Genomic DNA, 21,023 nt, shown 5'->3' with positions numbered 1-21,023 from the left:
AATTTTCCATAAAAAAAAGAGGAGCACATTTTTTGTGTTCCCCTCGAAGCCGTCATTTCTTAACTTAATGACATTGGCAATTTAGCTCCTTTTGTTCTGTAATAATGTCATGTACATCAATAATTGTTTTCTTGATTTTACACCTAGCTTACTATAAATATTACGATTATGATACTTTAATGTATTATCTGTAATATTTAATGTTTCTAGAATATCCTTACTTGAATATCCTTTCACATAGAGATCTAAGATCTCTTTTTCTTTGCGTGTCAATGTCGCAAGACATTCAAGGAAACGATTGTATTCTTCTTCATCTACATCAACTTCACGTTTTTTTGCCAGACGCTCGACTTCCATTCTTGCCTTATCGTATTCTTTTTGAATCAGTTCATGTTCATTTTCAATTTGTTCAAGCTTCTTGCGATTTTCCTGCATCTCAAGTTCTAAACTTAACATCTTGTTTTCGACTTCATAGTCTTGTATCGATAGAAAATCTAATAAGTCATCAATTTCCTGAACGGAATAACGTGTTTGATTCTTTTTATCTTTTCGCAGTTGATCAAGACCTTGTAAGATAGGTGTTAGATATCTTTGACTAAAGTAAGAACAGCCAAGTAATACAAATAATAAAAGTAAGATGGTAAAGAAGAAGAGTTCTATATTACTTTTCGCAATAGCACGATTGTAGTCGGAATCCAAAATCATCACGAATGTTGAATAAGTTTGATTCTTTGAGATCGGTACACGACTTTTAAAACCAATATAGCTACGATCTTGACCTATGATTTTTAATAGGCCATTACTTATTTGTTTGACTTCAAGACTGCCTTTTGGCAAATAATAGAATCCGTTTTGACTTCCGGTACTAAAGCCTTTTTCTGTGAGAATCTTTGTGTCATCTGGAACTAAGAGACAAGTTAAATGATTTAATGTGGAAGGTTGTGTATGCGCATATTTAAACCAGCTTTGACTGATCTCAAAACCGCATAATCCATAGAAAGTACCATCTTTTCCTACTAATGGAACTCTTAAAAGAGCAATTCTTTCTTCGGTATAGGGAAGTTGAATAATATCCGATAGGGAATAATCAAAATCACCCGTTTTTAACTCTTCATAATCTGGAAATAAGGTAATGTCAAATTCTTGGCGCCATTTACGATGGGGCATAATGCCATTTTTTTTGCCGACATTGGCAATCCCACGATATAAGATTAAGTCTTCTTTAGAGACAGATGTAGAATTTTTTTGTAGATAGACACCACTACGTTGATTGTTCGCATTTTCAAGTGTTGAGTTGATCGTTGTATCTAACTGAATATAGGCACCGGAACAATTGGCACGTTCTAAAAATTGGCTTAATGGCTGAATTAAATCATTTTCTAATGAATAGAGAGCATTCGGATTGTCTTGTAGCTGACTAAATGTCAATCCTTGATTGTTCAGGCTTGTTTCTAATGTACTTTGCATAGTTTCGCCTAGAGCGATATTCATAGAGGCAAGATCATCCCAATAGGTTTCCATATTCTTTGTGAAGTATTCACTTTGAATCGATAGTTTTTTATGAAAGTCTTGTTCCGTTGTTCCAAGCCGACCAAATAGGAAGAGTCCCATTAATAGAGTGACACTGATGGCTGTGACAAGGAAAAACATGTAGATAAAGAGCTTTCGTTTCATGGATTTTTCTTTTTTCTTAAAACTTAACTGCATAACTTAAAACCTCATGAAAGACTTTTTAATATGTCCATGGCCTCTTGTACAAGTACATCCATGTCTTCTCCAGCTTCATATCTTGCCTTCCACTGAGATTGGTTTTTGCGAATCTGATCATAGAAGGCATAGGCTTTTTTAGAAACTGCATATGTAACATCTCTAGAGATAACGGTATAGTCCGATTTCATTTCGGTTAATGTATTGTATAAAGATTGTGTTTCTTCATCTTCAAATTTTTCATTTTTTAAGTTTCTAAATGCCTTTTTTGTGACCGGCATATAACCGCCTTGAATCACAAAGTCCACATTGCGTTTTGGTTCAACAAGCCAATGCGCAAAAACACTAGCGGCTTCTTGTTTCTGCTCTGTTGTCTTATATGCACATAATCCAACACCAGCTTGTGTCATGAGGGCATGATCTTTATCAGCTTTTGGATAAGGCAGGACAATCGCATTTAATGGTTCCGTTGTATTATCTGGATATGTAACGATGTCATTTAAATAAAGATAGGCGGCACTGCTAGATACACCAATGAGTGTTTCTCCAGTTGTTAGTTGTGTGCTTGAATAGAAATCTGAAGCAGAAATATGGCCTTTGATCAATGGTTCTAAAAAGGTTCTAAAGGCTTCTTGAAATTCTTTGTCTTCCGTATTATACCAGCCATCATCATTGAACATATGTTTAGATCCTAATGCGATCGCATAAGATTCAATGGAGTTTAAAACATAGTCAAAACAACAAAGTGGTTTTCCATTTGACCATTCATAATATGTTTCGGCGACTTTAAAGACTTGATTCCATGTTTCAAAGTCATTTAATGTGACTTGTGTATTGTTTGAGAATTTTTTAAATTGTGTGCCATTCATAAAGAATACGATCGTAGATTTAGAAAGCGGAAGGTCGACTAGCTTATCTTCTAACATACCAGCATCTAAAAATTCATCGACAAAATTGTTAATTTCTTTTTTCGAGAATACATCATTCCATACCACACTATTTTCTAATCCCACTTGTTTCGCGTTATGAATATGTCCTGTATACAAATCTGGCATGGGATCTGCCCCCGGTTCTTTAGCTAGACTAGCTTCTAATTCTTGTCCAATTTTACTTGCGTTTGTGACCTTCGTCACATTGATAATAATGCCCTTTTCTTTTCCTTCGGTCTCATTAAATTCAGCTACCAATTGGTTCATTGGAGAATTGACTTGTTCTCCATATACATGCCACATTGTGAGTGTAACTGGGTTGTTTTTATCGAGGGTAGTTTTAGTTGAACACCCATATAAACTGGATAGGCAAAGTGCTATCGCAACTGCCGATTTTATAACTTTTTTCATAATTTTCCCCTTTATGTACCGCTGTTCCCACCCTTTTTGAATTTTGGGGTGGGGTAATTTTTCTAATACTTTCTATAATGAATTTGTAAGTTGATTACATAAGATTGAAAGTGCTTTCTAAAAACAATATAGCACAGAATGACAAGTCAATCAAATGAGGAAAGGAGGAAAAGGAATGGGGTTATTTTCTAGAAAGGAATGTGATGTCTGTAAAAAGAAGCTTTCACTAGCTGAAGGATTGAAGTGTTTGGATGGAAGTATTTGTAGCGAGTGTAAGAAAAAAATGTCACCGCTTTTTACAGATTATAAAAACACACCGATTGAAAAAATCAAAGAGCATCTGGTGTACCGTGAGGCAAACAAATCTCGTGTCAAAGAATTTGTGGCATCCGCAACGTATGGTGAATATCCAAAGGTTTTGATTGATGAAAAACATAACTGGTTTGTCTTGTCAAAACAGCCAAAGTTGATGGAAGAAAATCCGGATGTATTTGATTTTAAAGATGTGAAAGATTTTTCGTTCCATGTAGAACAAAGTAAGCGTGAACTTCATTTCACGAATAAGAAGGGTAGGACTTGTTCTTACAAACCAGCTCGATATGAATTTTTGTATCAGGCTAAATTCAATATTTTGATGGATCATCCGTTCATTCAAGATATTTCAATTCGAATGACACAAAATGATGTAAAGATCATTTCTGAAATGGCGGATACGGAAAAAAATGAACAAACAAATGAAAATTACCAAAAGATGCTTGAAAGTGCCAAGTCACTAAGACAAGTGTTTGAAGCGCACATAAAGGAGGAATAATACTATGGCAAATACATGTGCAATTTGTGGTGCAACAATTAATGTTTTACAATCACAGAAATTAATGGATGGAAATTATATTTGTACAAAGGGTTGTCGTGCAAAAGGATTAAAATATTATGATTATGTTCATTCAGATTTAGATAATGTCAAGGATCATATTCATCAAACTGAAGTGGGTACACAGATTTGGCAAGATTTAATGGAACCTTTGAAAAAAACACATGATAAAAATCAAAAGATGCAGTCTTTTGGTCCTATTTATATTGCGCCAAGTCTAGGTTTGGTTGCGGTTACTGAAGCTCGTGGAGGTTTGTTTAATACTAAAGTATATGCGTGTGTATACCGTTTAGAAAATCTTCAGATTTATAAAACTGAAAATATGCCAGCTAGAACGAGTGGTTCGGATAAAGATAAAAAGTGTGTTCACTTAGGCTTTGTACATACAAAAGGCTTAAATGATGTCTATATTCCATTTGATGATGAAACAAGATGTCATCAATGTGTGGATTACCTAAATAAATTATTTGGCTTAGATGATTCATTTAGAAGTGGAATTAAAAAGTCTGTAACTCAATTTAAGGCAACAAAGAGTATGTGGGATTTAGCGAAAGCTAAAAAGAATGGTGAAAACTTAGAGGAAAAGGCAAAAGAAACTGTGGATGCGTTTGGGGCAACGATCATTGGAGATCGTACACAATTTAAGGATGCAGCCGATCAAGCTCTTGCGAACTATGATCTGGACTAAGTTTTGTTCAATCTTGTTTCTGAGTTTGAATCTAATGTTTACGGGTTGTAAATCACAACCCCATGAAGAGGTATATGTTTCAGATCTCTACAATATTCATTGTGATTCAAAGAGCGCAAAGAAGTTGAATCAGACCATTAAAAGTGAATATAAGGGCTTGATGGATTCTTTAGATGAGGCAAAAGAACTAGGGTATACATTGCCAGATACAAAGGTTAGTTATGATGTGTATACACATTCAAATCTATTGAGTATAGTCATCAAGGAAGAAGTAGAGACGGATTATCCTAGCTATAATGTATATCATTTTGATTCTAAAACGAAGAAGCGTGTTTCGAATAAAAAGTTGTATAAGAAATATAAAATTAGCCGTAAAGATATGAAGGCATGGGCTGCACAGGCTTTTGATCAGGAATATGCCAATGAATATTTTGACAATGTAAAGGAGTTAAGAGCTCAAACAATGGGTTTGTTGCCTTCAAATCTAGATGTGTTTTACCACAAAGGAAAATTGAATATATTAATTCCTATTGCCACAAATTATGGTTCTGGAACAAAGATGGTTTTGTATCGACCAAATCGTAAGAAGTCTTACAAGATAGAAGATTCTTCTACATTTGATCAGATGACTCTGACGTTAAAGAATAATAAGATATCGCTTTACTATAGTGGAACGGATAAAACGTATAAGGTGCATGGTTGTTTTAATGAATATAAACAAGTTCATGTATATGAAATAGGTCCTGGTGTCACTTATGGTTTTGCGTTAACGACTAATGGTTTGGTGGAAGTCATTGCGATTGAGGATGGCTTGCCGATTGAGCGTGTTTGTATTCAAGGACCATTATATGGGTTGGATAAAGTAAAAAGCCTTCGTAGTGGGCAGGCACTGACGGAAAATGATCATTTGATTGATTTATTTGAAGCATTGCGAAATCAACCATTTCCTAGTCTTGAGGGTACATATAGAAATGGGAGTGTAACACTTCAAATTGATGAGAATGGTTTGTATACAATGCAGGATCTTAAAAATTCGCATTCTGGCCTATTGTTTAGTGTGGGTATGGAAGAAGATGGATTTGTGTATGGATATGATGACTATAATCAACAAGTCTTATCGTATTGTAAAGTAATGCCGTTGTATGGAAAATTAGAGATCAAAAATATGCTTGATCATGACAAATTAGAATTGGAGTATCAGTATGAATAATAAAAAATTGTTTGCGAGTGCATTAGCACTAAGTATGTTTTTTGGATTAACAGCTTGTTCAAGTGAAAAACCGGAAGATACAAAGGTTGTAGAAAAGAAGGAAGCAAAAAAAGAAGAAAAGAAAGAAGAAAAGAAAGAAGAAAGTACGGATGCCGTATTAGTAAGAGAAATTTCTAGTAAGACTTATACAGTCACAATTCCAGAGCTTACTTCATTCTATACACCAAGTAGAGATGGTTTAGAAGTAAAAACAGAAGTAAGTGAGCAACAAATCACATATACGCTTGAAGATGAATTTGGTGATTTTAAAATGGCTATTTATGTAAAGCCAATCGGTGCTGAGAGTGCAGAAGCCTATGCGAATCGTATTAATGAAGGATTTAAGGATGATGAGTCGAAACAATATAAGCCTAGCACGGTGGGTGATTTCAGTGGCTTTAGACAAGTGACTACAAGTGAAAATCCTAGTTTCAAATGTAAAGATAACTTGTTGTTGGATTTTGAAAATGTAGTGATGTCTGTAACGGTAGAACAGTTCAATGATACAGATACAGCAGATATGGAAGTAGCGATGAAGGCTATTTTAGGCAATATGAAAGTTGAGGTTAAATAGGCATGAACGCAAAATTTGTGAAGAGCTTATTAGTTGTAGGTATGGGTTTAAGTTTAGCTGCGTGTGCATCGAATGATCCAGAGCCTAAAAAGGAAGATACAAAGGTTGTTGAAGATAAAAAGGAAGAAAAGAAGGAAGAGAAGGCAACGGATTTTGTGGTGAGTAAAAACTACAACAAGAAGTATGAGATCATCATCACAATGCCTGAAGATTTCACAACGATTTATACGCCAGCTGAAGGTGTAAAGGTTACTGGCGAGATCGTGGATGATTCCTTTATTCGTTATAGCTTTGAAAATGAAGAGGCAGATACGAAAAAGATTGCGGCCATTGAAGCAAATGCAGATGCGACAGCGGATGAAGTGGCTGAAACCTTCAATAAAGGTGAAGAAGATGAGAGTAAGCTTTATAAGCCTTATCAAGTAGGTGACTATACAGGTGTAAATAAAATTTCGGATTATTCTTATGATGATTATGTAACGTACAATATGTATTTCAATTTGGATCGAGATGGTTTTAAAGGAACGATTAAGGTTGTAGTTGAAAAGCTAAAAGCGGAAGCGGATGATTCGGATACAGAGGCTATTATTACTGCAATTTTGGATAACGTAAAAGTTGAAAAGAAGAAATGTGAGTAAGCCTATGAATCGTAAGCTAGCTAAGATCTTGCTTGCGTTAGGTATAGGTTTAAGCCTAGCTTCTTGTGCAGAAAAACCAGAAGTTTCACAAGTGAAAAAAGAAGAAAAGAAAGAGATTGGTGAAATGACTGGAGTCGCACAAATGAATGGGTATTTCATAAAGATGACGATGCCAGATTTATTGTCGGTTTATACACCAAAACAAGAAGGCTTAGATATATCGGGCAAGCTAGAGGGTGATCGTATCCTTAAATATGATTTACATTCGGATGATCGTACGTATATCACGCAAATTTCAATTGATTGTGATTATCGTAAGGCAGCCAAGGAAACGGCGGATGTCTTGAATGCAGGTTTTGAAGATGAAGCAGATCAATATAAGGCATTTACGATTGGTAAATATTCGGGGTATAAGAAAACGACGGTATATGATTCGTCGGATAAAACATACGATAAGATGTTGATTGATTATCCAGTTGGTGAAGATAATGTTGTTTTACAAATCTATGTAGAACAAGAAGGAGTCAATGATTTGGATGAGGTAACACTTGCTGTGTTGGATAATATCGTTGTTGAAATTTGTATGGAAGAGTAGGTGATCAGAGTGAAAAGGAATAAGTTATTAACTAGTTTCTTAGTCTTGGGGTTAGGACTTAGTTTAGTGGCTTGTTCATCAAATGAGCCTGAAGAAAAGGTAGAAGAAAAGAAAATAGAAGAGACTAAGGCAATCGAAGAAAAAGAAGAAAAAGTAAAAGAAGAGAAGAAGGAAGAAGAAAAGGCTAAGGCAGCTGAGGAAGAAAAAGAAAAGGATAGTACAATCATTAGTTATGCGAATAAAAAGGTGAGAGTTACTTTGCCTAAGGATTTAACTTCTTTCCATACACCAGCTAGAGAACTTTCTCGATATAGCTATATGGAAGAATCGAATGTATTGGGGTATTCGTTATATGCGAAAGATCGTACGTTCACCATTCATTTCTCAATTGGAACGGATGGCTGGGATTCAGCAGAGGCTGCCAGTATTTCTCACAACAAGGTTTGTAAGGATGAATCAAAAATGTATGAGCCATGTACTGTAGGTGAATATTCTGGATATAAGTATGTGGTGACAAGTGATAAATCAATTGAATATCATTATGTGCTTGATTATCTAGTGGATGGTCAAGATGTCGTATTAACTATTCGTGAAGAATTACGTAATGATGACGACACTTCTTTATTGGAGCCATTGTTGCTGGATGTGGTGCATAATTTAAAGATTGAATTAATAGGAGAATAATAATATGAATCGGAATAAGTTATTAACTGGCTTCTTAGTTTTGGGTATGGGACTTAGTTTAGTGGCTTGTTCAAGTGAAAAGACAGAGACTAAAAAAGAAGAGGCTAAGGTAGCGGAAAAGAAAAAAGAAGAGAAACGAATAGATACGCAGGATCGAACGGCTAAATTGAGTGTTCCTGAAGATCTATCTCCTTATTTTACTTCATCTAGAGAGGGTGTAGGTAAAATGGAGAGTATGGTAAAGGACAATGGTTCCATTATCTATACGTGTTTAAATGAAGAGAACAAATACGAGTTGAATGCTGAAATTAAATTGTTGTCGTCTAGCTCGGCTGAATCGAGTGCGGATCTACAGAATTCAATGTATGGCGAAAATGACGAGGATAAAAAGTATAAGCCTTGTACGTTTGAGGGCTTTGATGCGTATAGTCATACCATCAATCTGGGTACAGTTGAAAATACTAGACTTCACTATTATGTAGATTATCCAGTTGAAGATATCAATAAAGTCGTTTCTATTGAAATCAACCAGAAGAATGATAAAGAAAAGGATACTTCGGATTTAGAACCTTTTGCGAAGGCTATCATTAAGAATATGAAGCTAGAAAAAGTGAAGGAAGAAAAGAAAGAGGAAGTCAAGAAGGAAGTTAAAGAAGAGAAGAAGGATGAAAACAGCAAGGAAATTGTTGGTGAATCCTCTCGTGCAAAATTAACTTTACCAAGGGATTTGACTTCGTTCTATACGCCTAGTGAAAAGTATGACACGATCAAGGGTAAACAAGATAAGGGAAACATTGGTTATACATTAAGTCGAAAAGATCCAGATCGTTCAATCTACGTTAACATATGTACAGATTCAAGTGATACGCTTGAAGAGGCTATCGTCTTCCATAATGAGCATTTAAGTGAAGGAGAAGAGCCATTCACAGAGTATACATTGGGTGAATATTCTGGATATCGTTCGAAGAGTTACACGAATTATTGGAATAGTGCCAATGATACGACATATAGGTATAAATTAAATTATCCAGTGGGTGATAAAAATGTAATATTATCATGTTCTGTAAAACTTCGTGATGATTCAGATGATACGACAGGATTAGAAGATGTATTATTGGCGGCTTTGCAGCAATTGAAGGTAGAAATTAAATAATAATAGGAGAACATAATATGAAAAATAATAAGTTATTAACAAGTCTGTTTGTGCTTGGTATGGGCTTGAGTCTAGTTGCGTGTGGTGCAAGTGATGGTGGTACGACTACAAAGACGGATGGTACAAAAACGGTAGAGAAGAAAGAAGAGCAGAAGTTTGCGGATCGAAAAGAGTATGAATCGGAGGGTCTAGCTTGTAATTTTAAATTGCCAAACTTGGATTCTTTCTATTTGGTGAAGGGTTTAGAAAAGCCTGTTTACAATACGGAATTATCACTTGGAAGCATAAAATATGAAGTTCGTGATGATTATCTTCCGGCTCTTTTAGTATATGTAGGAGACGATGCATTCGCAGAATGGAGTGATGGATATACTATTGAAGAGCTTGCGACAAAAGATTTGAATGGGGAAGCTGAATATACAGAGACAAAAGTCGGTGGTTATAGAGCTTTAGTTGCAGATTTATCGGATGAGGATAATTTAAAGAAAGAATACTATATTGAACATCCAGATCTTCCAAATGGAATCGTTTGTATTGAAGTCTGTGAATATGATGATAAAGATATTTCCGATGAACTTGCAGAAGCGATTATTAAAGAGTTCAAAGTTGTTGAGCTTTTAGATGTTGAATAATTCTACTTTATGTCGAATCCAAATGATGGATATGCCAAAAGAAAAGAGATGAATGTGCAGGGATTGGCTTGTACATTCACTCTTTCGAATATTGATGCTTATTTTCTTGTAGAGGACGAGCGAGTTTCGTATAAAAGTAAAGTGGTTGCGTCTGGAATGATGTATCGCATTCTTGGTAAGAATACGGATATTTTAGTGTTTGTGGATACCATTCCTTATATTCGAAATAATGCGATGTCTTATGATGAAGTGGTTCGCGTAGAGTTTGAAAGTCTAAAGTATGATGTCTTAGACATACTTTCTTATAAGGTGAGTGTGGCTGAGGAATTAGAAGAGCTAAATATAATAAAAAGAACATATTTGGTGAATATGCCAAGTATGAATAGTGGTGTACTAAGAATCGAAATTTCGAGTAATGTGGATGCTTTTGATGGTTTGGTACAAAAAATAGTAAATGAATTAAGAATCCAATCAATGGATACATGGGAAGAGGTGTAGTATATGGGATTAATTCGTGCTGGTGCTGGAGCTGTTGGTTCTGTTTTTGGCGATCAATGGAAGGAGTACTTTTATTGTGATGCATTAGAGCAGGATGTATTGGTTCGTAAGGGTTCTAAAAGGACGGGTAAAAAGTCGAGTAATAAAGGAAATGACAATATCATTTCAAATGGTAGTGTGATTGCGGTTGCGGATGGTCAATGTATGTTGATCGTGGATCAGGGTCGTGTTGTTGAGCTTTGTGCAACGCCAGGAGAATTTGTGTATGATTCTTCAAGTGAACCTTCTATCTTTGCGGGAAGTTTAGGTCAGAGTATTAAGGATTCTTTCTCGACTATGGCTAAGCGTTTCACTTTTGGTGGAGATACTGCCAAGGATCAAAGAGTGTATTATGTGAACACAAAGGAAATGGGTGAAGTTCTATATGGAACGGCAACGCCAATTCCATTTAGAGTGGTTGTGAATGAAGAGTTGGGTTTCAAGTTGTCTGTAAAATTGCGTTGTAATGGTAACTTTACATATCGTGTGGCCGATCCAATCTTATTCTATACGAATGTTTGTGGAAATGTGGGAGAGGATTTTGAGTCTGAAACTATTGAGGGCAAGCTTAAGGGTGAATTGATGACGGCTTTACAGCCTGCCTTGGCAAAATTAAGTGCAGATCGTGTGATGTATTATGAGATTCCGGCTCACACAATGGATGTTGCGGCCGCTTTAAATGATGAGTTGAGTGATATATGGCGTGCTAAGCGTGGTTTGGAAGTTGTATCTTTCAATATTAACTCTTTGAGTATTCCTGAAGATCAAGAAAAGAAGATCACAGAGTGGGAAGAAAATGCGATGACGATGAATCAAACGGTTGCGGCTAGTCGTTTGGTTGGTGCCCAGGCTACAGCTATGAAGGATGCTGCCAATAATGCGTCTGGTGCAATGACTGGATTTATGGGTATGGGTATGGCCATGAATCAGGGTGGTATTAATGCGCAAAACTTATATGCGGCGGGTGCTGCTGCTCAACCAGCTCCTGATCCAACTCCAACACCAACTCCTGCACCTACGCCTGAGGTAAAGGCAGATGGCTGGACTTGTCCAACTTGTGGACATGTCGCAAGTGGTAAGTTCTGTCCGGAGTGTGGAACGCCTAAGCCAAGTGTTGAGGGTTGGGCTTGTCCGACTTGTGGAACTGTAAATAAGGGTAAATTCTGTACAGAGTGTGGTGCAAAAAAGCCGGCTCATGAACCGTTGTATCGTTGTGATAAGTGTGGTTGGCAGCCGGAGGATCCGCATCATCCACCTAAATTCTGTCCGGAGTGTGGTGACCCATTTGATGATAATGACATAGAAAAGTAGAGGGTTTTAATTATGAGTACTTTACAAGAGTTTAAATGTCCTTGTTGTAATGGTGCCATTTCGTTTGATACAAAGCTTCAAAAGATGAAGTGTCCTTATTGTGATACAGAATTTTCTCTGGAAACACTTCAGCAATATGATTCTGTAAAGATTGAGGAAGAAGATCAATTTGAGTGGGATGTGAAGCCAGGTCAAGAGTGGGCTGAAAATGAAACTGATGGATTATTGACATATGTTTGTAATTCGTGTGGTGGTGAAATTGTTGCGGATGAAAATATGGCGGCTGCATCTTGTCCGTTTTGTGGAAGTCCGATTGTCGTAAAGGAAAAATTGGGTGGTGTTTTAAAGCCAGATTTAGTGATTCCGTTTAAGTTGGATAAAAAGGCGGCTAAGGAAGGCTTGAAACAGCACTATAAGGGTAAGACTTTATTGCCTAAAGAATTCAGATCCGAAAATCATATTGAAGAAATCAAAGGTGTATATGTGCCTTTCTGGTTGTTTGATGCGGATGCCGATGGTGAGGTTCGTTATAATGCGACAAAGGTTCGTATGTGGTCGGATTCAGAATATGATTATACGGAAACCAAATACTATCGTTTATATCGTAAAGGACATGTAAGATTTGAAAATATTCCGGTGGATGGTTCAAGTAAGATGCCAGATGATATGATGGAGTCTATTGAGCCTTATGACTTAAAAGATGCGGTGGATTTTCAGACGGCTTATTTAGCAGGTTTTTTAGCTGATAAATATGATGTGGATGCCGATTCAAGTATTGATCGTGCCAATACACGTGTAAAGAAGTCTACAGAAGATGCGTTTATGACCAATTGCGGTAAGTATGACACGGTTACTTGTGAGGATAGTGCAGTTCAGATTCAGAATGGTACGGCAAAATATGCGTTGTATCCAGTGTGGATCTTAAATACGAAATGGAAGGGTGAAAACTACAGTTTTGCGATGAATGGTCAAACGGGTAAATTTGTAGGGAATCTTCCAGAAAATAAGAGCCTAGTTTACTTGTACTATGTAGTGATTACGCTTCTTGGAAGTGTTTTAGCTTATATCGCAATATTGATTATGAGTTGGGGAAAGTAGGAGGTTGTATATGAAAAAATTAGGTGTTTTATGTTCATCTCTTCTACTTGCACTTATGATGTGCTTCCCGGTTTTTGCGAGTGAAGATCTAAGATATGTAGAGGATAATGCAGGCTTATTAACTGTAAGTGAACAGCAGGAATTAAATGATACTTTAACTGAGATCAGTGAAAGACAAGGTGTAGATGTTGCGGTAATCACTGCAGATGATATGGGTGATCAATCCATAGAAGACTACGCAAAAGCGAAATATGATGAGCGTGGTTATGGTGATGATGGTGCTTTATTGGTTGTCAATATGGAAGTTCGTAAGTGGTGGATGTCTACTTATGGAAAAGGTACTTCAGCTATTTCATCAGATGCGATTCAAGCGATTGGTAGTGAGTTTGCGCCTTATTTAAGTAGTGGAAAATATGTGGATGCGTTTGAAACATACGCAAGACTTTGCGATGACTATATTACTAGAGCGCCAAATCTTGCCGAAGAGTATGCGCAGGCTTTAAGTGGTCTTACTTCATTACAAGATGGACTAAGATTTGTGAATGATGATGCGCGTTTATTAACTGAGGATGAAAGAAAAGAGTTAAATGATACTTTAACTGAAATTGGTAAGCGTCAAGGTTTAGATGTTGCGGTATTGACTACAAAAGATACGGGTGGTAAGGCACTTCTTGATTATGCGATGACGATGTATGAAGCGCTTGAGTATGGTCAGGGTAAAAATAAAGATGGAATTCTTTTAGTTGTCAACATGGAAACACGTAAGTTCTGGATGGCCACTCATGGTTATGGTATTACAGCCTTTACGGATGCTGGAATTAGTTATATTAGTGAAAAGCTAGGTCCTTCTTTTAAGAAGGAGAAGTACATGAAGGCTTTTACAACGTTTGGTAGTCTTTGCGAAAAGTTTGTTGAAAAGGCACATAATGGTAGCCCTTATGATGTTGGAAATATGCCGTTTAAATGGCTTCCATGGTATTGTGTACCAATTTCTCTTTTAGTAGGTTTTATTTGTGCAGTCTTTGTGGTTAGTAAAAAGCGTGATGAACTTCATTCTGTTAGCTTTGAAGACAAGGCACATAACTATATGAAGAAAAATACGTTGAAGATGAAAGAGTCTCATGACTACTTCTTGTATCACACAATAACTCGTCATCGAATCAAATCTGACGATGATGATAGTTCGAGCGGTGGAAGTAGCACATATACTAGTAGTAGTGGCGACACGTATGGTGGTGGTGGCGGTAGCTTCTAATGCCGCAAAATGCAGGATCAAACCCCTGCATTTTCCATTTTAAATGAATACATGTTTCTTGTGGCTATCTAAAATAAAAAGGTAGGCTGTGTGAATAGAATAGGAGTTGATAATATATGAAAAAGAGTTGGACGAGTGTTGGACTTAGTCTATGTATGGTTTTGACTTTAACTCCGGTTACGGCAATCTATGCGGATGAGTTTGATGCTCATGAGGGTGTGATGGATCAAGAAATAGTTGAAGAAAAGGATTTAGATCTTGTAGAGGAAGAAGAACCTGTTGTTGAGGATGAATCTGAAGAAGTGATAGAACAAGTTGAATCTGAACCAGAAGAAGAGGTAGAGGTTGCGCCAATGATGTTAGCGGCGCCTGCACCTGTATCGAGTGGTTTGGCGATTGATGAAACAAACTTTCCGGATGCGAACTTTAGAAGTTATGTTTTAGCATCATTCGATTCGAATGGAGATGAAAAGTTGGATGATGAGGAGATTGCGAATGTTAAATATATTAATGCACCATCAAAAACGATTTCGAGTTTAAAGGGTATTGAGTATTTTACTGAGCTTTTAGAATTGAATTGTGATAATAATCAATTGACTTCATTAGATGTCAGTAAAAATACAAAGCTTGTTAAATTAATTTGTAGTAAAAATGCATTAACTTCTTTAAATACGAGTCATAATCCATTGTTAAAGAAGCTTGATATTTATAATAATAAGATTACTTCAATTGATGTAAGTCAGAATACAGAGTTAGAGACTTTGTATATTGGGCGTAATCCGATTGAAACTTTGAATGTGAAAAACAATGTGAAGTTAATGGAGTTACAGAGTGAATTGAATAACTTAACATCAATTGATTTGAGTAATAATTCACCATCTATGACACTATATATGGCAAATAATATATATCCAATAACGGTTGGTAAAGGAAAAAGATTTGATTTATCAAAGCTTCCGGCTGGTTTTGATGTGAGTAAAGCTTCGAATTGGCAAAATGCGACTGTGAATTCGGGTGTGTTGATTGTTGAGAATGGGAAGGATTTTGTTACGTATGATTATGATTGTGGAAATGGTCATATAGTGAAGTTTAAATTTAGAGTATATTCTAGCATTAAACAAGTATCTGTGCCTTGGGCTAAATATAAATATTTATATATGAATTTTTATACTTATAATGGGAAAGAACAAGTGGGTGTAGATGCTGGTGAAGGCTATACACTTAGTGGTGTATATAAGGCGATAAATGCTGGAAAGTATACAGCGAAAGTGAATTTACTTGAAGGTTATGAATGGGCAGATGGTTCGACGGATGAAAAAACGATTGAATGGGAAATTCGTAATGCCCAGCAGGATACGCCTGGTGGTTTACAGGGGGTAGCTCCTTCGAGTTCAAGTGCTAAGGATGGTAAGATTACGGGTACAACATCCGCAATGCGTTATAAGAAATTAGATGGGTTGCGTCATGATTGTAAAAATGGAGAAACCACGGGTTTAGAACCTGGCGAGTATGTAGTTTGGTATGATAAGAAACCAAATTATGATGCAAGTCCTTATACGAAGGTCATAGTTCCTAACTATGGTGATACAACAGGTAAGATTATTGTACGTAATGGAACTGTGAATGGTAGTGATTCTTTAATCGTTTCAAAGAGTGATGTCGCAACGCTTGTAGCTAAAACGTCTGCTTCTTATGATAAAGAATTTGATAAATGGGTCGTAAAGGCTGGTAAAGCGACAATTAAAGAGGTATATAGTTCAACTACAACAATTACAAATGTGGGTGGTCCAGTTACAGTGGAAGCTGTTTATAAGGATAAGCAATTTAAACTTGATGTTGTCAATGGTACGGGTTCTGGAAGTTTTACACAGGGTACTGTTGTAACAATCAAAGCGGATGCTCCACCTGCAGGAAAAGTATTCTGGAAATGGGAAGCATTAGTGGGGAATCCGTATATTCAAAATTGGTTAGAAGATACTACCGAAGTGATTATTAAACAAGCTGATGTAAAGATTAAAGCCGTATATAAGGATGCAACTCCAATTACGCCACCGGGACCTGCAAAATATGCATTAAAGGTTGATGGTGGAATTGGTTCTGGAGAATATGGTGAAAATAGTGAGGTCATTATTAAGGCATATGCGCCGGAGTTAGGTAAAGAATTCGATAAATGGGAACTTGTTTCTGGTGATGCAGTTGTTGATGATGTGAATAGTGCAGTTACAAAAGTTACAACGAAGGCGATGGCCGCAAACATTAGGGCTGTATATAAGGAAAGTTCTGTTCCTGCACCAACATTGAAATTTGATTTAATTGTGAAGAATGGTACAGGTTCAGGAACGTATGAAGAAAATGAAGTTGTAAGCATTCAAGCAGATGCGGCACCGGCTGGTGAAGAGTTTGATCGTTGGATGATTACTTCGGGAACGGCCGTTTTTGATAATTATAAGAGTCCAAATACCACAATAACAATCAAAGATTCGAATGTGAAAATTGAAGCGTTATATAAAAAGTTAGTTCCTATTCATACGCATACGTATGGTGCGTGGAGTTATGATGGTCTTGGACATTGGCAAGAGTGTACGGATTCGGCGTGCCCAAATAAGGCTATGACTATAAGATATCTAAATTATCATCAATTTACGAATGGTTTAGATACAACTTGTAATGTTTGTGGTTATGTGCGTACACTTCCAACTTATAAAATGATGGATGGTATGGATGGTCAGTGGGTAAAGGGTAGTGGTAAAGATCTTTACTTTAAAGCAAATGGTGATTTTAATGATTTTATGTCGTTGAAGATAGATGATAAATTTGTTTCACCTTCAAACTATCAACTGTTTAAGGGTTCCACTATTGTAACATTAAATAAAGATTACCTTGAAACTTTAGCTGTTGGTAAACATACAATTACATTTATGTATAAGCATGGTGGATGTAGTGCAGATTTTGAGATTGTGAATGCGGATACACAAAAGCCAGTAACGCCAGAAGAAGATAAGAAGCCTAGTACAGAAACTAAAAAGCCAACATCTTCAAGGGTAGATAAGAAAGCAGATGTTAAGTCTGAAAAGAAGAAGTCTTTGAATACGGCATACTCATATAATATGGGTCAATGGATGGCTTTATTATTAATGAGTGGATTTGTGTTGGTATTAACTGTATTTAAGAAAAAGAGAAATTAATGAATGAAGGCCAGTGATCATTGGTCTTCTTTGTCTATATTCTGGTAAATTTAGTGAATTGTTTGAGATGTATTTGTGGGCTTGTTAATATGGTGGTGAAGGGAGTTGAATGATATGGGTAAAAGATTGTTGTCAATACTTGGCTTGTCGATTGCGATAGTGGGTATTGTGTTTGGTGGTAATCTTATTTTAGTAATCGTTGGATGTGTGATTCTTGGCTTAGGACAGATGATCAAGGATAAGGACGACGACGAATTGAATATGAATGTTGTACATAAATACTTTGAGGATGTGCAATTCAATCCAAATACACATATACTTAAAGTTAGAAATACGAATATTCCTTTACCTAAACATGATTATTGTAGTGCTAGTGGATATGTACAAGGTAAATATAAAGGTTTAGATGTTGAGTTTTGTACAATAAAGCTTACGGATGTGACTGAGGTTTTGCGTGATGAGACTGGTTTGTGGGAAAAGAATGAGAATACAATCTATACAGGTGAATGGATGTTGTGTAAGTTGGATCAAAGGTTTAATACTTGGCTAACTATATATCCTCGTGGATTTGTAGATCTAAAACCGAGTAAAGCACAAAATGAGGCGTTTAATAAGAAGTTTAATTTGTGTTATGGGGATGAAGAGTTGGCTCTTGAGATGTTAGATTCAAATCGATTAGAAAAAATTATGGCTTTATCGAATCGAAAGTTTTCAATAAATCTAAATGAGGATGGAAGACTTTATATGGCGATTCATGATGGTCATGGTTTTAATTCAGAGAATTTACAATGGTTTGTGGATATGATTGATGTGTTTAGAGGATGATGAATGAACTATAAAGAACTATATTTAGAAACAAAAGAAATGCTTGAAGAATTTGATTTTATTTGAATATGAAACGAAATCATCCAGAAAGAATTATAGAGGATTAAAAAAGCCAGAGAAATAAAATCTCTGGTTTTGATTTAATTATAAAGTTTGCCAAATTGTTTGCCGGAAATGAGAACTTAAGAAATAAAAAAGTTCTGAATCCCTTTATATAAAGTAAATTCAGAACTTTGAGTTTCAAACTGGCAGGGGTAGTAGGACTCGAACCCACATCAACGGTTTTGGAGACCGCTATCTTAGCCTTTGGACGATACCCCTAAGTGCCCGTTAATGATAACATGAATTAAATGGTTGTGCAAGCCCTTTTTTGAAAAAATCTTAATTGACAATAATATGAGGGTTACTTATAATTAATTAGGTATTGTAAAGAACATACCTAAAAGGAGGCTCTTATGTCAAGCCAAGTAGTTGTAGGTACCCAATGGGGCGATGAGGGTAAAGGAAAAATCGTCGATGTTTTAGCAGAAAAGGCGGATATGATCGTTCGTTTCCAAGGTGGAGACAATGCAGGTCATACAGTTATTGTAAATGGTAAGAAACATGTATTGCACTTATTACCAAGTGGTGTTTTACATGAAGAAGCAACTTGTATCATTGGTCCAGGAGTTGTTTGTAACCCATTTGTATTGTTAAAAGAAATGGAACAATTAGAAAAAGATGGTTTATCAACTAAACACATCGTTATTAGTGACCGTGCACAGATGTTAATGCCATATCATCAATATCAAGATGAATTAGAAGAGCAAGCTGCAGCTAATAAAATCGGAACTACAAAACGTGGAATTGGTCCATGTTATGCTGATAAGTATGCTCGTCGTGGTATTCGTTATCATGAATTTAAGGATTTTGAACATTTTAAAGCTCGTTTAAAAGACTGCTTAGATTTCAAAAACAAATTATTTACTGCCGTATATGGTGGAAAAGCTATGGATTACGATAAGATGGTAGCTGATTTTGAAGCTATTTATGATCGTATTATCCCTATGATCCAAGAAACAACACATTTAGTCAATGAAGCTTTGGATGAAGATAAGACCGTATTGTTTGAAGGGGCTCAGGCAGCTATGCTTGATATCAACTATGGTACATATCCATATGTAACTTCTTCAAGTCCAACAAGTGCTGGTGTTACTACAGGTGCTTGTGTTGCACCAAGTCGTATTCAGACAGTTGTTGGTGTAGTAAAAGCTTACTCAACACGTGTTGGAGAAGGACCATTCGTAACTGAGTTATTAGATGAACAAGGTGAATGGATTCGTGAACAAGGTGGAGAATATGGAGCTACTACAGGTCGTCCTCGTCGTTGTGGATGGTTGGATCTATTAACTGTAAAACACGCAAACTTAATGAGTGGATTAACAGATATCGTAATCACTAAGATTGACGTATTAGACGGTTTAGATGAAATCAAGGTTTGTGTAGGATACGAAATCGACGGTAAAGAATATAATTATATTCCTAGTGATCAGGCAGATGTTGCCAAAGCGAAACCAATCTATAAAACTTTCAAAGGTTGGAAGACAGATATCACTAAGATGACTTCAGTCGATCAATTACCTCAAGAATGTTTAGATTATGTACACTTCATTGAAGAATTTACAGGCGTACGTGTTTCTATGATTTCTGTAGGACCAGATCGTGTTAATAATATTTACGTACATGAGATCAAGTAATTGATCTCTTTTTTTGTGCTATAATTTATTTGGTGATTTTATGGTACTCGATACAATTCATGGACATTATAATTCTTTCTTTGATTCTGAGAAGAAAATTGCGGATTATATTATTCAACATCCAAAAGAAGTGGTAAATATGACGATTAAGGAACTCGCAAATGCATGTAATACGTCGCAGGCGAGTGTTTCGCGTTTTGCCAGAAAATGTCAAATGGACAGTTTCCATCATTTAAAGGTGAATTTGGCTAGGGATTGTGTCAATGAAATCGAACATAAATCCAATACCATTTCTACAAATGATATTGCAGGTTCGTTGGAAACGATTCTATCCAATAAGATATCTGAGCTTTCGGCTACCATTCGTAATATAGATGTGGATCAATTGAATACAATTCTTTCTTTGATTCAAAATGCCAAACACGTACTTGTATGTGCCGTAGGAAATACGATTCCGGTAGCGCTTGATTGCATGTTTAAATTTAATGAGATTGGGATTTCTACATTTACTTCAACAATTTGGGAGAATCAGGCATCTTATGCGCTAGGACTTGATTCAAGTGATGTCGTGATCGCAATCTCAAATAGTGGAGAGAGCAGTCAAGTTTTAGCGGTTTGCAGGGAAATGAAAAAGCGTGGTGTACCTACGATTGGAATTACGAATAATGAAGATTCGGTTGTTGCCAAAGAGTGCTTGTATCATATTCAAACGTCTACGCGTGAAAAGCTATTTTTAAATGAGTTTTGTTTTTCTAGAATTTCTGCGGCGACCGTCATTGAAATTTTATATTTATTTTTAACGAATGAACGCACAGATAGTTATGATCAAATTAGTCAATGTGAAGAATTATATGCTTCTTTGAAGGTATCCTTAACTTTGTAAAAAATGTATAACTACAATTGAATTTTTGAATAAATTGTTGAAATTTCCTGTATTTATGGGAG

Annotated in this window: 19 protein-coding genes and 1 tRNA gene; 17 read left to right on the top strand and 3 right to left on the bottom strand. The window is 36.2% G+C overall.

Translation table 11 applies throughout. The features are described from left to right. Window positions 1-81: 81 nt before the first annotated feature. Together Q0E86_RS09725 and Q0E86_RS09720 are read right to left on the bottom strand one after the other, a co-directional pair. Window positions 82-1,707, bottom strand: coding sequence for a response regulator transcription factor (locus Q0E86_RS09725; protein WP_295756658.1), 1,626 nt, complete (start codon window positions 1,705-1,707; stop codon window positions 82-84). Between the two features lie 11 nt (window positions 1,708-1,718). Further along, complete coding sequence (locus Q0E86_RS09720; protein WP_295756655.1) at window positions 1,719-3,047, bottom strand: ABC transporter substrate-binding protein; 1,329 nt, start codon at window positions 3,045-3,047, stop codon at window positions 1,719-1,721. A 175-nt stretch (window positions 3,048-3,222) separates the two neighbouring features. On the opposite strand from Q0E86_RS09720, the gene Q0E86_RS09715 reads away from it, so the two are divergent. The 15 genes from Q0E86_RS09715 to Q0E86_RS09645 all read left to right on the top strand — a co-directional run bounded on the left by Q0E86_RS09715 (window position 3,223) and on the right by Q0E86_RS09645 (window position 18,342). Further along, window positions 3,223-3,858, top strand: coding sequence for a DUF4428 domain-containing protein (locus Q0E86_RS09715; RefSeq protein WP_295756651.1), 636 nt, complete (start codon window positions 3,223-3,225; stop codon window positions 3,856-3,858). Window positions 3,859-3,862: 4 nt separating this feature from the next. Further along, complete coding sequence (locus tag Q0E86_RS09710) at window positions 3,863-4,606, top strand: hypothetical protein (RefSeq protein ID WP_295756648.1); 744 nt, start codon at window positions 3,863-3,865, stop codon at window positions 4,604-4,606. Between the two features lie 34 nt (window positions 4,607-4,640). After that, window positions 4,641-5,816 (top strand): hypothetical protein, encoded by a 1,176-nt coding sequence (locus Q0E86_RS09705; protein WP_295756645.1) that lies wholly within the window; start codon window positions 4,641-4,643, stop codon window positions 5,814-5,816. Further along, on the top strand, window positions 5,809-6,429 hold the full coding sequence (locus Q0E86_RS09700) for a hypothetical protein (protein WP_295756643.1): 621 nt from the start codon (window positions 5,809-5,811) through the stop codon (window positions 6,427-6,429). Before Q0E86_RS09705 ends, Q0E86_RS09700 begins: the two co-directional genes overlap by 8 nt. A 2-nt stretch (window positions 6,430-6,431) precedes the next feature. Beyond that, window positions 6,432-7,067: a hypothetical protein gene (locus Q0E86_RS09695; RefSeq protein ID WP_295756640.1), complete on the top strand. Its 636-nt coding sequence runs from the start codon at window positions 6,432-6,434 to the stop codon at window positions 7,065-7,067. 4 nt (window positions 7,068-7,071) lie between these two features. Further along, a complete protein-coding gene (locus tag Q0E86_RS09690) occupies window positions 7,072-7,662 on the top strand; it encodes a hypothetical protein (RefSeq protein ID WP_295756638.1) in 591 nt (196 codons plus the stop codon). A gap of 9 nt (window positions 7,663-7,671) precedes the next feature. Continuing rightward, on the top strand, window positions 7,672-8,346 hold the full coding sequence (locus tag Q0E86_RS09685) for a hypothetical protein (protein ID WP_295756636.1): 675 nt from the start codon (window positions 7,672-7,674) through the stop codon (window positions 8,344-8,346). Window positions 8,347-8,350: 4 nt separating this feature from the next. After that, on the top strand, window positions 8,351-9,499 hold the full coding sequence (locus Q0E86_RS09680) for a hypothetical protein (RefSeq protein ID WP_295756635.1): 1,149 nt from the start codon (window positions 8,351-8,353) through the stop codon (window positions 9,497-9,499). 17 nt (window positions 9,500-9,516) lie between these two features. Further along, window positions 9,517-10,131, top strand: coding sequence for a hypothetical protein (locus Q0E86_RS09675; RefSeq protein ID WP_295752598.1), 615 nt, complete (start codon window positions 9,517-9,519; stop codon window positions 10,129-10,131). Between the two features lie 9 nt (window positions 10,132-10,140). Continuing rightward, window positions 10,141-10,629, top strand: coding sequence for a hypothetical protein (locus tag Q0E86_RS09670; RefSeq protein ID WP_295756633.1), 489 nt, complete (start codon window positions 10,141-10,143; stop codon window positions 10,627-10,629). Window positions 10,630-10,632: 3 nt separating this feature from the next. Continuing rightward, window positions 10,633-11,979 carry an SPFH domain-containing protein gene (locus Q0E86_RS09665; protein WP_295756631.1) on the top strand — a complete coding sequence of 449 codons (1,347 nt, stop codon included), beginning with the start codon at window positions 10,633-10,635 and terminating at the stop codon, window positions 11,977-11,979. 12 nt (window positions 11,980-11,991) lie between these two features. Continuing rightward, complete coding sequence (locus tag Q0E86_RS09660) at window positions 11,992-13,077, top strand: hypothetical protein (RefSeq protein WP_295756629.1); 1,086 nt, start codon at window positions 11,992-11,994, stop codon at window positions 13,075-13,077. Window positions 13,078-13,087: 10 nt separating this feature from the next. Then, window positions 13,088-14,332, top strand: coding sequence for a TPM domain-containing protein (locus Q0E86_RS09655; protein ID WP_295756626.1), 1,245 nt, complete (start codon window positions 13,088-13,090; stop codon window positions 14,330-14,332). A gap of 116 nt (window positions 14,333-14,448) precedes the next feature. Further along, window positions 14,449-17,517 (top strand): leucine-rich repeat domain-containing protein, encoded by a 3,069-nt coding sequence (locus tag Q0E86_RS09650; protein WP_295756624.1) that lies wholly within the window; start codon window positions 14,449-14,451, stop codon window positions 17,515-17,517. 114 nt (window positions 17,518-17,631) lie between these two features. Beyond that, entirely contained in the window at window positions 17,632-18,342 is a 711-nt protein-coding gene (locus Q0E86_RS09645) for a DUF3137 domain-containing protein (RefSeq protein ID WP_295756621.1), read from the top strand. 246 nt (window positions 18,343-18,588) lie between these two features. Here the strand turns inward: Q0E86_RS09645 and Q0E86_RS09640 are convergent. Next, window positions 18,589-18,663: transfer RNA gene (locus tag Q0E86_RS09640), tRNA-Trp, on the bottom strand. Between the two features lie 134 nt (window positions 18,664-18,797). On the opposite strand from Q0E86_RS09640, the gene Q0E86_RS09635 reads away from it, so the two are divergent. Together Q0E86_RS09635 and Q0E86_RS09630 are read left to right on the top strand one after the other, a co-directional pair. Next, on the top strand, window positions 18,798-20,078 hold the full coding sequence (locus Q0E86_RS09635; RefSeq protein ID WP_295756619.1) for an adenylosuccinate synthase: 1,281 nt from the start codon (window positions 18,798-18,800) through the stop codon (window positions 20,076-20,078). A 40-nt stretch (window positions 20,079-20,118) separates the two neighbouring features. After that, the gene (locus tag Q0E86_RS09630; protein WP_295756617.1) at window positions 20,119-20,961 is read left to right on the top strand and encodes a MurR/RpiR family transcriptional regulator; all 843 of its coding nucleotides are present in this window, start codon (window positions 20,119-20,121) and stop codon (window positions 20,959-20,961) included. Window positions 20,962-21,023 lie beyond the last annotated feature (62 nt).

It is taken from the genome of uncultured Holdemanella sp. (assembly GCF_934754935.1).
Classification (GTDB): Bacteria; Bacillota_I; Bacilli_A; order Erysipelotrichales; family Erysipelotrichaceae; genus Holdemanella.
The sequence above is the reverse complement of the archived record's forward strand: the minus strand, read 5'-3'. Positions and strand labels throughout refer to the sequence as shown.

Bases quoted from the DNA above. Each gene is read 5' to 3' on its own strand.
- Q0E86_RS09725 (WP_295756658.1), bottom strand. From the start codon at position 1,707: ATGCAGTTAAGTTTTAAGAAAAAAGAAAAATCCATGAAACGAAAGCTC.
- Q0E86_RS09720 (WP_295756655.1), bottom strand. From the start codon at position 3,047: ATGAAAAAAGTTATAAAATCGGCAGTTGCGATAGCACTTTGCCTATCC.
- Q0E86_RS09715 (WP_295756651.1), top strand. From the start codon at position 3,223: ATGGGGTTATTTTCTAGAAAGGAATGTGATGTCTGTAAAAAGAAGCTT.
- Q0E86_RS09710 (WP_295756648.1), top strand. From the start codon at position 3,863: ATGGCAAATACATGTGCAATTTGTGGTGCAACAATTAATGTTTTACAA.
- Q0E86_RS09705 (WP_295756645.1), top strand. From the start codon at position 4,641: ATGTTTACGGGTTGTAAATCACAACCCCATGAAGAGGTATATGTTTCA.
- Q0E86_RS09700 (WP_295756643.1), top strand. From the start codon at position 5,809: ATGAATAATAAAAAATTGTTTGCGAGTGCATTAGCACTAAGTATGTTT.
- Q0E86_RS09695 (WP_295756640.1), top strand. From the start codon at position 6,432: ATGAACGCAAAATTTGTGAAGAGCTTATTAGTTGTAGGTATGGGTTTA.
- Q0E86_RS09690 (WP_295756638.1), top strand. From the start codon at position 7,072: ATGAATCGTAAGCTAGCTAAGATCTTGCTTGCGTTAGGTATAGGTTTA.
- Q0E86_RS09680 (WP_295756635.1), top strand. From the start codon at position 8,351: ATGAATCGGAATAAGTTATTAACTGGCTTCTTAGTTTTGGGTATGGGA.
- Q0E86_RS09675 (WP_295752598.1), top strand. From the start codon at position 9,517: ATGAAAAATAATAAGTTATTAACAAGTCTGTTTGTGCTTGGTATGGGC.
- Q0E86_RS09670 (WP_295756633.1), top strand. From the start codon at position 10,141: ATGTCGAATCCAAATGATGGATATGCCAAAAGAAAAGAGATGAATGTG.
- Q0E86_RS09665 (WP_295756631.1), top strand. From the start codon at position 10,633: ATGGGATTAATTCGTGCTGGTGCTGGAGCTGTTGGTTCTGTTTTTGGC.
- Q0E86_RS09660 (WP_295756629.1), top strand. From the start codon at position 11,992: ATGAGTACTTTACAAGAGTTTAAATGTCCTTGTTGTAATGGTGCCATT.
- Q0E86_RS09655 (WP_295756626.1), top strand. From the start codon at position 13,088: ATGAAAAAATTAGGTGTTTTATGTTCATCTCTTCTACTTGCACTTATG.
- Q0E86_RS09650 (WP_295756624.1), top strand. From the start codon at position 14,449: ATGAAAAAGAGTTGGACGAGTGTTGGACTTAGTCTATGTATGGTTTTG.
- Q0E86_RS09645 (WP_295756621.1), top strand. From the start codon at position 17,632: ATGGGTAAAAGATTGTTGTCAATACTTGGCTTGTCGATTGCGATAGTG.
- Q0E86_RS09635 (WP_295756619.1), top strand. From the start codon at position 18,798: ATGTCAAGCCAAGTAGTTGTAGGTACCCAATGGGGCGATGAGGGTAAA.
- Q0E86_RS09630 (WP_295756617.1), top strand. From the start codon at position 20,119: ATGGTACTCGATACAATTCATGGACATTATAATTCTTTCTTTGATTCT.